This is a genomic window from Vibrio sp. 1CM2L (genome assembly GCF_023161695.1).
Classification (GTDB): Bacteria; Pseudomonadota; Gammaproteobacteria; order Enterobacterales; family Vibrionaceae; genus Vibrio; species Vibrio coralliirubri.
In genome coordinates this window covers 1,029,045-1,042,022 of record NZ_JALNTT010000001.1, presented here as the reverse complement: position 1 = coordinate 1,042,022, position 12,978 = coordinate 1,029,045, and the positions used below count along the sequence as shown (strand labels likewise).

9 protein-coding genes are annotated in these 12,978 nt (G+C 44.9%); 3 read left to right on the top strand and 6 right to left on the bottom strand.

Annotated elements, in window-relative coordinates; genetic code table 11:
* Nucleotides 1-28: 28 nt before the first annotated feature.
* The 3 genes from MSG34_RS04490 to MSG34_RS04480 all read right to left on the bottom strand — a co-directional run bounded on the left by MSG34_RS04490 (nucleotide 29) and on the right by MSG34_RS04480 (nucleotide 2,608).
* Nucleotides 29-1,210: an MFS transporter gene (locus tag MSG34_RS04490; protein ID WP_050620146.1), complete on the bottom strand. Its 1,182-nt coding sequence runs from the start codon at nucleotides 1,208-1,210 to the stop codon at nucleotides 29-31.
* Entirely contained in the window at nucleotides 1,200-2,312 is a 1,113-nt protein-coding gene (locus MSG34_RS04485; RefSeq protein WP_248336398.1) for a phosphotransferase, read from the bottom strand. The genes MSG34_RS04490 and MSG34_RS04485 overlap by 11 nt, the downstream gene beginning before the upstream one ends.
* A gap of 71 nt (nucleotides 2,313-2,383) precedes the next feature.
* Complete coding sequence (locus MSG34_RS04480) at nucleotides 2,384-2,608, bottom strand: GNAT family N-acetyltransferase (RefSeq protein ID WP_248336397.1); 225 nt, start codon at nucleotides 2,606-2,608, stop codon at nucleotides 2,384-2,386.
* A 274-nt stretch (nucleotides 2,609-2,882) separates the two neighbouring features.
* Between MSG34_RS04480 and MSG34_RS04475 the strand changes: the two genes are divergently transcribed.
* Nucleotides 2,883-3,629: a flagellar brake protein gene (locus MSG34_RS04475; RefSeq protein WP_248336396.1), complete on the top strand. Its 747-nt coding sequence runs from the start codon at nucleotides 2,883-2,885 to the stop codon at nucleotides 3,627-3,629.
* Nucleotides 3,630-3,817: 188 nt separating this feature from the next.
* On the opposite strand, the gene MSG34_RS04470 is transcribed toward MSG34_RS04475, so the two are convergent.
* A complete protein-coding gene (locus MSG34_RS04470; RefSeq protein ID WP_102428155.1) occupies nucleotides 3,818-6,178 on the bottom strand; it encodes an ATP-binding protein in 2,361 nt (786 codons plus the stop codon).
* A gap of 240 nt (nucleotides 6,179-6,418) precedes the next feature.
* On the opposite strand from MSG34_RS04470, the gene MSG34_RS04465 reads away from it, so the two are divergent.
* Both MSG34_RS04465 and MSG34_RS04460 read left to right on the top strand, forming a co-directional pair.
* Nucleotides 6,419-6,913 carry a hypothetical protein gene (locus tag MSG34_RS04465; RefSeq protein ID WP_029235272.1) on the top strand — a complete coding sequence of 165 codons (495 nt, stop codon included), beginning with the start codon at nucleotides 6,419-6,421 and terminating at the stop codon, nucleotides 6,911-6,913.
* 12 nt (nucleotides 6,914-6,925) lie between these two features.
* Nucleotides 6,926-8,554 (top strand): ABC transporter ATP-binding protein, encoded by a 1,629-nt coding sequence (locus tag MSG34_RS04460; protein WP_248336395.1) that lies wholly within the window; start codon nucleotides 6,926-6,928, stop codon nucleotides 8,552-8,554.
* Nucleotides 8,555-8,754: 200 nt separating this feature from the next.
* On the opposite strand, the gene MSG34_RS04455 is transcribed toward MSG34_RS04460, so the two are convergent.
* The gene (locus MSG34_RS04455) at nucleotides 8,755-9,768 is read right to left on the bottom strand and encodes a substrate-binding domain-containing protein (protein ID WP_248336394.1); all 1,014 of its coding nucleotides are present in this window, start codon (nucleotides 9,766-9,768) and stop codon (nucleotides 8,755-8,757) included.
* A 97-nt stretch (nucleotides 9,769-9,865) separates the two neighbouring features.
* Nucleotides 9,866-12,940, bottom strand: coding sequence for a GH116 family glycosyl hydrolase (locus tag MSG34_RS04450; protein WP_248336393.1), 3,075 nt, complete (start codon nucleotides 12,938-12,940; stop codon nucleotides 9,866-9,868).
* Between the last annotated feature and the right edge of the window lie 38 nt (nucleotides 12,941-12,978).

The window sequence follows — 12,978 nt, the reverse complement described above, 5'->3', positions numbered from 1 at the left end:
GGAGCTTTTTATTTGCCTCTATCTAGCGTTAACGCCAGCTAAACATTCGCACTTCATTGCCTTCTTCAGGTGTCTTAGGAATGTTTAAAGACAACGCCAAAGAAACCGCCGCCATCGCAGCACCGATGTAGAAAACCGTTGCAGGGGACGATAACCAAATCACACCAAACACGACCGGAATAACAACCGCGGCTATATGGTTGATGGTGAAAGAGACACCAGCGGTTGATGCCATGTCTGCCGGGTCTGCGATTTTCTGGAAGTAAGTTTTGATCGCCAGCGCCAATGCAAAGAACAGGTGATCGATCACGTAAAGTGCCGCCGCCCATTCCGCGCTTTGCACCAAACCATAACCGACAAACACACCAATCAAGCCAACATACTCGAAGATCAACGCTTTACGCTCGCCAACCACACCGATAAATCGACCAATGCGCTTCGCAAACAAGAAGTTAAATAGGTAGTTAACCAAGAACAACAATGTGACGTCGGCCGCCGAATAACCAAACTTCTCTACCATCAAGAAACCTGCAAACACGGTGAAGATTTGTCTTCTCGCACCGCTCATAAACGTTAGCGCGTAGTAGAGCCAGTAACGCTTTCGCAGTACTAACTTCTTATTCTGTGGCGTTTTGGTCTGAAACTCAGGGAAGCCAAAGGTCATCACCAAAACCAGAATAAAACCAATGCCGCCAGTAATGCCGTACACCCAAGCAAAGTCGAGCTTGAGCTGTTCTAGCATCACCCAGATAGATCCGTAAGTGATTAAGGATGCCAGTGCGCCGACTGAGATCATCTTACCTAGCATCTCTGGCGCTTCTTCTTTACTCAACCATTGCAGTGACAGAGATTGCTTCAGCGTTTCAAAATAGTGAAAGCCCGTCGACATTAAAATGGTAGTCAGCAACAATCCAGTGAGTGAGGGGAACAGACCCGTAATCGCGGTGCCTACAGTGAGCATCGCCAGCGATATCAACATGAAGCGTTGCTCACGAATGAATGCCAACACAAACACCACGGTAAACGCTAAGAAGCCCGGAATCTCACGCACACTTTGCAGTAAACCAATATCCGCACCATCAAAGTTCGCTTTCTCAATCACGAAGTTGTTAAGCAAAGCCATCCAGCTCGAAAACGCGATCGGTACAACAATCGAAATCAGTAATAAAAAGTTTTGCGGCGTTTTCCAGCTCGCGGTTCTATCGAACATTGACGGACTCCTGTTCGTCTAATTGAGTGAGCACTCGTAAGGTCAACTGCTCAGTATAAGGATTAATCTTCCAATGCTCTGGGCTCCAGCCTTTTACGAAGCGTTGGAAATCGGCCCATGCCACGCAAAACATTGGTCGCCATGCGGCTTCGACTTCATCAAATGAAAGGTGTGGTTGATAGTGCGCTAATGCTTCTTTCAAGTGCTGGAAGTAAGCATCTAGTACTTCTGATTCAAGCTCTGCGCAATCTTGCGGCCTCACCGCACTGCTCATGAACAAGGCCACGTCTTTCATCGCACAGCCGTGACCCACATATTGGAAATCGACCGCAGCCGCGCGCTCGCTTTCAGAATCAAAACAAAAATTAGCGAGCTTGGCATCGCCATGGACCAAGGTCTGATATGGACATTCTTTTAATAAACGGTCGATGTGCTTGGCTTGGTTCTTCAATGGTAAATCAGCCAAGGCATTGAGCTCATCAGGACGTGTGTCTAAGTGCCAATAAGTACCGACGTGCCACAATGATGACGACTGTTGTTGATTGATATTGATGTGCTTTGCATGAAAGTTAGCAAGCCATTTAAGGCAAGCATCGCGTTGTTTTTGCTCTTCTCTTGTGTAACTAGATACCTGATAGTCAGAAGCAGCAAGCACATCAAACTGAGAGGTTAACGGAAAACCTATATCCGCTAAGTCTTGCATCACAATTAGCCACTCATTCTCTTCTAGTTCACATTGCAGCCCAACAGGTACAGGGCAGCGCTCATCCCATTGTTGCGTGAACGACTGATACCAAGCCGTTTCCACTTGGTAAGAGTGTACCTTTCGTTGGTGAGAGAGTTTGGTGTTCCAGCCTCTGGGGTGTTCGGCTTTATCTGGCAACGCGACATGTTTAACAATCACACTCTTGAGTTCAGCACGGCTTGCTTGAGAAAAGACCAAGCGAACTAACTCGCCATATCCACCCCATAGGCGTTGAATCACTTGGACATCAAATCCTTGATGACAACCCAATGAGGTCGCTATTTTTTGATAAAGCTGATTTTCTCTTGAGCTTGCTGTAGCTTGAGCTCGATTATTCGACGATATTGATTGAGACATATTACTCGTTGTTATGCTTTATCGGATAGAAGATGTGACCACTGTGTCTGCCTATTCATGTAGTGAACCACTTAGCTACAAACCGGCACAATTTTGAAGCCCGCTTGTTCGATTTCAGGCAATACCGACTCCATCATCACCTTACCAAAGCCCTTGCCTTGCAGTTCATCTGGAATGCGTGTCGACGTGATATGTAGCACATCTCCGTCCTTTTGATACTTAACGACCGCGAACTGGTTGGGTTCTAGCTCTACCGTGATCTGGTTCACTTCTTGATCCCATTTTACTGCCTGCATTCTCAACTCCTGCAAATAATTGATACGACAAACAATAAAAGTTTGAAGTATGAGTTCCTTGTAATAGACTAACGCAAGTGCATATAAATAAAACTAAGTACTTACAAACACAGCAAATAATTCAGTGCAATCGGCTTAATATAAAATCAGCAATGATAAAAGGCACTCTATAAATCTATGTGAGTACGTCCACTTAATCTAGCACGTAATAACCCCTTGTTAGCAAGTTACCAATATAACTAACAGACGCATGTTGGCGCATGGAGAACATATAATGAACGCATCCCTGAAGAAGCCTTTGGAGCATAATCAGGCACTTCAAGACCCTCGTAATCGCACCGTTTCCACCATCAATAGCACTGATGCACTGGCCATGATTGAGCACGGCAGTGAGCTGACATTAAATGTCTCGACTCCCGTTGGTACGAAGTTTCTCGCCACCACCAAGTTTATCGGTACGCACAGTGATAACTGTATTGTGGTTGAGGTTCCCGAGGTATCCAATGAAGATCTGAACTTTTTCTTTCAAGAAGGTTTTTGGATGACTGCTCGTGCGTATTCTCTACGAGGTGAAGGCGCGCTTATCCACTTTAGAAGCCAAATTCATCATAAGATTGGTGAACCCTTCCCTATTCTTGTACTTTCGACACCAAGCACGATGCAAGTGACTCAGCTGCGTAAAGAAACACGCTATGAAGTTAACCTTGCTTCAAGAATCATCTTCAACGACCAGCGAGCAAACTGTGAGATACGAGATTTATCGAAAAGTGGTTGTCGTTTCGTTACCTCACCAACCTCTCGTGCGATTCAGATTGCCGATCGCGTGTCTATTGAGATAACCCCTGAGAACTACAACGGACCACTGATTCCGCCATTGCGAGGCATCGTCTGTAATCTGCAGAAATCGACGCACTACGCGCGCTATGGTGTCGAATTTGATGATATCGGTCGAGCTAACGCTAAGAACTTATTAGGTAAGCTCAAGTTCGATGGCACCAAGCTTTGCTTACGAAATGGGTAACGCCTTTTAACACGCGACTTTCACCGAATACAGCAAGCTGACCAAATACAAATAGCTCACTAGCGAACCAAATCGTAACCAACAAAAAAGCCATCGACTCTATAATCGATGGCTTTTGCGTTTTGGCTGTTTATCTGTTTGTTTATCTATTTAGCTTAGCTATCAAACTATGTATCTATATATTCAAGCTATTTACGCAGTGCGTTCAGCTTCGCTTGGGCGATACCAAAGATAGTATCAATTGGATAGCTACCCTCATCACTTGCTTCACCTGCGGCTTTGCCTGTGAACAGTTCAATCGCCTCTGTTACATGGTCAATCGCCCAGATATTAAACTCGCCCTTTTCAACCGCTTTCACGATATCGCTGCGTAGCATCAGGTTGTGAACATTTGAACGCGGGATGATCACCCCTTGTTCGTTTGAGCGCCCTTTGATTTCACACACATCAAAGAAACCTTCAATTTTCTCGTTCACACCACCAATTGGCTGAGACTCACCAAACTGGTTCATCGAGCCTGTAATCGCGATATCTTGACGGTTTGGCTGCTTAGAAAACGCTGACACCACCGCACAGAACTCGGCCATACTCGCACTGTCACCATCGACGCCACCATACGATTGCTCAAAGGTAATATTAGTAGTGAGCGGAACTTTCGCTGTCTTACCAAACACAGAAGAAAGGTAAGCCGACAAGATCATCACACCTTTCGAGTGAATACTGCCACCTAGGTCTACGTTTCTTTCTATATCAATCACTTCGCCATCACCGTAAGCGGTGGTTGCCGTGATTCGGTTCGGCGCACCAAACATATGATCCGTCGTGCTGAGTACAGACAGCGCATTCACTTGCCCAACCGCCTGGCCATCAACATGGATTAGCGTTGTGCCGTTAGTGAAGGTTTCCATCACGCTGTCTTGCAGTCGTCCGACACGCATCTGTTGGTTAGATAACGCTTGGTCAACGTGCGTTGCACGAATCAGGTTCGATTTTGAGCCTCTCGCCACGTAATTTGATTCACGAAGCAGATTAGCAATATGTGCAGAGTGCAGAGACAATTTACCTTGGTCACCGGCCTGACGAGAGCTGTGCTCAATAATGCGAGCAATCGCTTTGCGGTCACAATGCAGCATGTTGTTGTCGTGCACGATGCTCGAAATAAAGCGCGCGTAATGCATTTCAGAATCGGGAGTACGCTTCATCTCATCTTCAAAATCGGCTGTCACACGAAACAGTTCACCAAACTCTGCATCGTAGTGTTGCAGCAGTTGGTAAGTTCGGTAATCGCCAAACAGGATGATCTTAACGTCCAATGGAATCGGTTCTGGATCAAGCGATACCGCGCCCGTTAAGGTCACCTCTTTTTCTAATGAAGTGAAACTCAATTGACGTGAACGCAGTGCTCGTTTCAAACCTTCCCAAACGTAGGGCTGCTCAAGTACCTTCACCGCGTCCATCAGTAATACGCCGCCATTCGCTCTGTGTAAGCTACCTGCGCGAATCAGTGAGAAGTCAGTAAATACGGTGCCCTTGAACGTTGCCGTTTCTACATAGCCAAACAGAGAGTGGTAATTTGGATTCTCTTCCACCACGATCGGCAGAGTCTCCTCCTTCTGGCTCACAATCACGTTAACCTTGTAGCGACGCGGCATTTTTTTATCCAAAGAGGCCGTTGCAACTTCGGCTTGCTCCGTGCTCTCTTCTAAGAAGATGTCAGCGTTGTCGACAATGTCTTTACGCAGTGCTGTTAGGTACTTTTTGATGTCTGGATATTGGCTGTAATCCTTCTTCAATTGCTTGATGAAGTGAGTGATCACATCTCGCGCCGTATCATCATTAAGCTTTTGAATTTTCTCAGTGTACGTCTCTTCAAGCTCCGTCAACTCACGAGAAATGGTTCGTAGGCCGACTTCCAATCCATCAATGGTTTTATCGAATTGATCTTGTTCTTCCGACGAAAGCAGATCGAAGCTCTCTTCGGTATGAAGATCATCACCATTCATGGCCACAAACTGGTAATCACCCTGAGTAGTGATCGTCAGGTTAATGCCCTTGTCTTTCGCTTCTTGGCTAATGCTTTCTAACGCAGCTTGTTGCTTAGCTGCCAGTTGATTTTTAAGCCTGTCAGCACGGCTAAAGTACATCTCGTTATCAAACGCTAGAGGCATACCTTTCAGCAGTTTTCGCATCAATTTTTCAATATCTTGCTTTAAGCTGCTGCCAACGCCACGAGGCAATTTCAGTACCTTAGGTGTACGAATATCTTCAAAGTTCGCGATATAACACCAATCAAAAAGCTCCTGCACTTCTTGAGGGTGACGGTTCAGATAGCGCAAGATCATGGTGCGTTTACCCAGACCATTTCGCCCTATCGCATAAATGTTGTAACCCTTTTCCTTGATTGACATCGCGAACTCAACGGCTTTTTGTGCCCGTTCCTGCCCGACGATTTCGTCAATTGGAGCCAGTTCTTTGGTCGACTTACATGGTAGCTTGTCTAAATCCGCTACCTGATACAGCTGTTCTGTATTGAGTCTTTGCATCGCCATCGCCGCCTCCTTAGTCCTTCATTACTTGGGTGTAGATAAAATCAGTGTAGATGTAATTTCCTACAAATTTAGTGACTTACGCTACACAGCTGTTCAACTGAACAAATAACACACAATTTAAGCCATTTTTAGGAATAGCTCGTCATTTAATTCACCAACTTAACATGTGAATGATTTTAATTTGCAATTGATAATAAATATCATTAACATTTTAGAATATTATAAATTGAGGATGTGGATATGGAAATTGAACGATGCTGGATGCACTACCTAAAAGCTGAACAGTTAATGGAACAAGGTCACTGGCCTGAAGCACAGCGCCTGTATGGTGATGTTCTAACCTCACTTCCTCATCACATCCAAGATGCAGCATACCAAAGCGATATTAAGCCTTGCCAATTTGCCTGCCTGCTTGCCGGGTTGAGAGACGCAAGTGTCGCTCAATCAGAGATACTCAACCGATTAGGTCAGCATCAACAAGCCTTCGATACCTTGAATCAATCTTACGCTCTGATGCAATTTATCTCTCTGGAGAACACTGAGCTGATTCAACGTACCTTTGGGTTATTGGAAAAGCAGAGCGAAGACTTGCTCAATCACCTGATCGCTTTTTGCAGCGCTCAGCGCAGTTCGCATTGGATGCTCGAACTAGAACAAATTCAACGTGCTCATCACCATTTTGGGCAACTTAAAACAACGTCAGAAGTTCAATCTTCACCTAATGTCTTAAATTGATAAGGATATATCATGTCGGACCGGGCCATACTTAAAGTCAATAACCTCTCCGTTAGCTTCACAACCAATGATGGAATCATTGATGCGGTCAAAAAGGTTAACTTTACCCTTAATTCAAGCGAAACCTTGGCCATTGTTGGTGAATCAGGTTCAGGTAAATCCGTCTCTTCCAACGCGCTGATGCGTTTGCTGCCAGATAACGCGATTATCGATGAGCAATCAGACATCGAGTTTGAGGGACAATCGATTCTTGGGAAAACTGAGCGAGAAATGCAGTCGATTCGTGGCGATAGAATCGGCATGATCTTTCAGGAGCCGATGACCTCTCTCAATCCTTACCTTCGTGTTGGCATTCAAGTGGCAGAAGCCATTATGTGTCATCGTAAGGTATCGAAATCAAAAGCAAAACAGCGCGTACTAGAGCTCTTCAATCTGGTTCATTTACCAATGCCAGAACAGGCTTACACCAAGTACCCGCATGAATTTTCGGGTGGTCAGTTACAGCGCATCATGATCGCAATGGCACTGATCAATGAACCGGATATTCTGATTGCCGATGAACCCACCACCGCATTGGATGTGACCGTTCAGGCGGAAGTACTTTCTCTTATCAAAGAGATTCAAGGCAAAATGGGGATGGCGATTTTGTTCATCACCCATGACCTAGGCGTCGTGAAACACTTTGCCGACCGTGTACTCGTCATGTGTAAAGGGGAATTGGTTGAAGAAGGGCAAACACAAGAACTGTTCGATAACCCTAAGCACGATTACACACGGATGCTGATTAACTCTATTCCGAAAGGCGCTAAGGTTCCTGTTGAGGCGACAGCCCCAGAGCTATTGTGTGCTGACGACATCCGAGTTCAGTTCTTGGTGAAATCACACTTCATCAAGAGTAAAAGTCAGTACTTCGAAGCCGTAAAAGGCATTTCGTTGAATCTTAAACAGGGCGAAACCTTGGGTATTGTTGGTGAATCTGGATCAGGTAAATCAACTCTTGGACGTGCATTAATCGGCTTGCTGCCAAGCAGCGGACGCATTGTTTACAAAGGCCAAGACATTAGCTTATTGAACGACAAAGAGCGTCACAAGCTCAAGAAAGATGTGCAGATGGTGTTCCAAGATCCTTATGGTTCTTTATCACCACGTATGACGGTTGGGGAAATCATCACCGAAGGCTTAACTGTGCATCAACCTCATCTATCCAAGCAAGAACGTTTAGAAAGAGCGCGCAAAGCGTTGATTGAGGTTCGATTAGAACCGAATTCAATTAACCGCTATCCGCACGAATTCTCAGGTGGACAAAGACAACGTATTGCGATTGCTCGCGCGCTGATTCTTGAACCCTCTTTCATTTTGCTGGATGAACCAACTTCGGCACTCGATCGCTCAGTACAACTGACCGTGATTGACCTACTCAAAGACATTCAAGCCAAGCACAATATCGGCTTCTTGTTCATCAGTCACGATCTCTCGGTAGTAAAAGCACTGTCGGATCGTGTACTGGTGATGCAGAAGGGTGAAGTGATGGAAGAAGGGTCTGCCGAAGAGATTTTCAATGCGCCGAAAAACGACTACACCAAGAAGTTAATCGCAGCGTCATTCGACTTAGAAAATAAATCGAAAAAAAATGCGGCGTAGAGGGAACTAATCAACATTAACAGCGTCTTATAAGTACATTCTGAATAATCTCCTAATGGATTGAAATCTAGAATGGATATAGCAAAACTGGTTTGGCCGCCAAAAGAAAAATGTCGCATGGATGCGACATTTTTCGTTTCTGAAGGGAAATAATTCATCTTGAAATGTCATTCCCTGTCATCAAATCACTTCATTACACACTATCGATACAAAGACTTGGTCGACTCTCTGACGATTAAATCAATCGGTGGTAATCGCGCTTCATGCCTCTCGCCAGATAACAAGTTCAAGATCGACTGAGCACACACCTCGCCAATCTCTTCAATTGGTTGCCTTAATGTTGTTAACGCAGGTGTGAAATACTTAGATGTTGGTAAGTCATCAAAGCCAATCACAGACACATCTTCTGGCACTTTATAACCGTGATCGTGTAGCGCCTTAATCGCCCCATAAGCGGTTTGGTCATTGGCTGCGAATAGAGCGGAAAAGTGAACCTTAGATTCAATCAACTCTACCGTTTTCTCATAGCCAGCCTCACTGCTGAAATCGCCCTGTTTGACGAGTTTTGGCATCACTTTAATGCCCGCCTCTTGAAGAGCTTTCTTGTAACCTTCAAAGCGACTTCCCGCATCCGGTTGGCTTGAAAGCCCCTTTATATGAGCAATGTTCACGTGTCCTTGTTGCAGCAAGTGCAGAGTCGCCATGTAGCCACCCAACACATTATCGATATTGATCGAGCGAACGTTATCCTCAACGATGTCGTAACCCACCGCGACAATCGGAATGTCTTGTGCGTACTTGGCGATGTCGTCTTTGGTAATACTGCCCGTCACGATAATCATGCCATCCACGTTACTTTTAGCTAAGTACTCCAGCGCGTGTATCTCGAGCTTTTTTTGCCAGTGCCCCGTTGCGATGACCAGTGAGTAGCCTTGGGCAATCAGAGTTTTCTCCATGTCGTTGAGGATCCGACTGGTATAAGGGCTGTCAGGGTGTTGCACCAATACACCAATCGTCAATGAACGGCGGTTGATGTTCTCCTGCATTTGAAAGTTAGGCTTGTAGCCAGTGTCTTTGATCGCTTGCTCAATATTCTGGCTTTTATCATCCGACACATAAGTGGTTCGATTAAGAAAACGAGAAACCGTGCTTGGGGAAACACCAGCGAGTCTCGCTACATCGTATACGGTGGTTTTTTTAGTTTTAGTGCGCATCTCGATACCCTAATCCAGTGACATTTGGGGAGCCCGAAAGCTCCCCACCTATTTCAACCTGCATACCACTGCTTTTGTTGAAACTCGTGTCATTTAGTTAATACATGTAGGCGAAAATCATCCCCGGTCTGAAATAACGACCTGCGGTATATTTCAAGCCGGTACTCAACAGCCATTTGTGAAGAACGATAGCTTGCTCCGCTGAAATTTCGCCTTGCAGCATACTAACAAATTTATCACTGTCTTTAGTCAGGCTAGGACTCACTCGGCCGTCAGATAGCACACAGTTTTGATATTTAAGTACACTTAGCCAGTTTTTCGCATCAATTTGTGACAATTTAAAAGATTCTGAAAGATCTTCCTCATCAAATGAGACTGAGCAGTTGAACCCTTCTGGCGCTGCAAATGGAATTTTTGAATAGTCATACAGCGCGGTATACACGGTATCCATCAATGTTTCCGCTTGCTGAGATTTACCCGCCAGACTCAACGCTGTCGCGACACTAAACTGCACACCAATCCACACATCTTGTGCTTGGAACGCTTCATGTGGTGAACCGTCGGCCAACGTCATGTTCGCGACACCAAGCTTAGGGCTATTGATCTCAAAGTTGTGCTTATAAACATAATCTAGGGCGCGTTGGATATTCTCTTGCGGGAAAATACCTTCTAGTCCGATTAACTTTAAGTAGCTGTCTGCTAATAAAGCATCGCCAAAACTGTTGTCTGAATCAGGAACTAAATCTAAGTAGTCTTGTGTAAAGGCTTGTGGCGCGGTCTCGCTCAATAAGCGCTTCTTAGAGACTCTTTGAGACACCTTGCTGATGCTGATTGAAGTATCTGTTTCATTGAGATACTCATTAAGAATGTTCTTATCGGCAATCGCATCGCCAGTCAGTGAAAGCCCTAATGCTTCCAAGTCTTTGTAGCCCAGACCTGTCAAATGCTTAGCTTGAACGGGAGTGACGAAGAAGTGGTAGTAACCCTCTTTGTCATCCCACAAGCTTTGCTCAACTGTTGCTAACGCCTTTTTCGAACGCGTTAAGTAACCGCTAGCTAGTTCGCTTTCGCCCATCAATTGTGCAAGCTCGCTTGCTGCTTGAAGACCAGCAACCCAGAGGCTAGCACAGTAAATTGAGATACCATGTGACGCGAGGTTATCGAAGGTATCGTCTGTGCCACGGGTTAGTGGTAAATCGTCACCCTCAGCAATCAAGTTCGATAAGAAATCGATGCTCTCAGTGACAGCCTGCCAGCACTCTTCAACCACAGAAATATCTTGTGTGTTTTGATAGTGGCGGTACACCATCAGAATGTACTTCGGTGCTAAGTCCTTCCACTCTTTCACGTTGTGCCAACTGTACGCGTCAGGCTGGATGTCGAACGGGCTGCCCAAGTCGTGGATTACAGCGCCTCGAATGGCACGTACGCCCTGGTACTTGTCATCAATCAACTCTGCATTAGGCGTCGCTTCATATTCCCAGTATCGGCGCTCGGTAAAGTCTTCGGCCAAAATAGCTTTCGAGAACTCTTTCATCACGCAGCCATCAAGCTCAGGCAGCAAGTAAAGCAGAGAGAATGAGCCGTAGAAATACACATCCAGAGAGTTAAAGAATGGGTAATCGACACACTCTTTCACTAAGAACTTGTCTTCTTTATCCCATACCGTTGATTCAGCTAGGAAGGACAATGAATTCATCGCCATCGTCGCATAGCGCAGTGCCGATTCAGGCTGCGAGATCTTGCTTTGAGCTTGCTCTAAGAAGGCCGTTTGTTGCTCGACGATCTGTTGCTCAATCGCTTCTAGCTCGGGCAACATGTCTTCTAACATCGGCAGAGCCGGTTGCGTTTGAGGGTAGAATTGCGTGTAAGCCTTGTCTGAATGCCAGCCATTAAGCATGACTTTGCTGTGCGCCATCACCTGTGCAAAACGCAGATCAACAGACTCACCCGCTTCCAATTCAACCTGAACCACAACCAATGCGCTCAACGCTTCACGCCCTGTGTAAATTCCTGTTTGGAATTCCGCGTTGGTACGGCCTGTTTTCAGTGCGAACTCTGTTTGTTCCTCTGCCTTAGAGGTATAAAGCGTTGGCTTCACAGAAATCGAAACCTTGCCAGATTCTGTCAGTTGATTATCCGCTTGAACACCAAACACCACTTCACCTTCAATATCGCTTTGATAAGGCGATTGGCTGGTCAGTTGAACGCCAGTAAAGCTGCGACTTTCACCCTTTAAGTTAACCGTTTGATGCTGCTGAGCAATTGGGTTTTGAGACAAGGTACACGCCGAATCTTGAATGCCATCACGACCTTTTTGATAGGTTGAGCCAATCAAGTTTTGTAGCGGCTGAGCAAGCGTAATCACACGTGTTTGCGATGAATCATTGGTTAATTCAAAGTGATTCCAGTGCATCGGCAAAGAACACAGTCGTTTGTCCTCTTTAACGATCGGAGAGACTACCTTACGCTTTATTTTAATATCATCGAAACTACTATATTTATATTCAGCCAGTGGATACAAAGCTTGATATTCTATATCTTCACCATTAACACTACCTGTATCATTATTTTCACCCGCAGTAAGTGATAATAATCTCGTTGTATCATTAATTAATAAACCATTAAAGAAATCCAAGGCGACATATAATTGACAAATAATCGACGATGAATCTTCTTCAATCAATAATTGAGTCTTATTTGAAAATTCAACGTTCCATTTTGTAAAGTTAGCTTTATTTTCTTGGTAGAAACGACCATTTTTTAATGCTGATTGGATGAGACTAATCGCATTCGACATTTCTCTACTTTCAATCTTTTTTCCATCGAACAAAGCCGGATAAAAGTTCAGGTGAACGCTTAGCTCTTGTTCATTAAGAACTTGCAGCGTGTCGATAGTTGGCACATTCATCACTGACGCATAAAAATCATTAAAATTAACAACTTGCTCTGAACAATCGACAAATATTCCCGGAATAAAGCTGAAGTTAGGCGTGTTACCGTTTGGTGTGAGTGTAAATGTGTTACCAATTCCGCCGACTGCCATACCGGTATTTTCTGGTGTAGTCGAAATTGGCGTGTACCAAGGTTGAATAAATTCAACTGCATCACCTTTTTTACACAAGTGTTCTGAATTTCCTGAGTAGCTCGTATATGGAATTTTATTATTCATTTTAAAACCGCCATTGAATATTTTTTTCTTCTTGTTAA

Coding starts and splice junctions, on each gene's coding strand:
- MSG34_RS04455 (WP_248336394.1), bottom strand. CDS start 9,768: ATGCGCACTAAAACTAAAAAAACCACCGTATACGATGTAGCGAGACTC.
- MSG34_RS04490 (WP_050620146.1), bottom strand. CDS start 1,210: ATGTTCGATAGAACCGCGAGCTGGAAAACGCCGCAAAACTTTTTATTA.
- MSG34_RS04480 (WP_248336397.1), bottom strand. CDS start 2,608: ATGCAGGCAGTAAAATGGGATCAAGAAGTGAACCAGATCACGGTAGAG.
- MSG34_RS04465 (WP_029235272.1), top strand. CDS start 6,419: ATGGAAATTGAACGATGCTGGATGCACTACCTAAAAGCTGAACAGTTA.
- MSG34_RS04460 (WP_248336395.1), top strand. CDS start 6,926: ATGTCGGACCGGGCCATACTTAAAGTCAATAACCTCTCCGTTAGCTTC.
- MSG34_RS04470 (WP_102428155.1), bottom strand. CDS start 6,178: ATGGCGATGCAAAGACTCAATACAGAACAGCTGTATCAGGTAGCGGAT.
- MSG34_RS04485 (WP_248336398.1), bottom strand. CDS start 2,312: ATGTCTCAATCAATATCGTCGAATAATCGAGCTCAAGCTACAGCAAGC.
- MSG34_RS04450 (WP_248336393.1), bottom strand. CDS start 12,940: ATGAATAATAAAATTCCATATACGAGCTACTCAGGAAATTCAGAACAC.
- MSG34_RS04475 (WP_248336396.1), top strand. CDS start 2,883: ATGAACGCATCCCTGAAGAAGCCTTTGGAGCATAATCAGGCACTTCAA.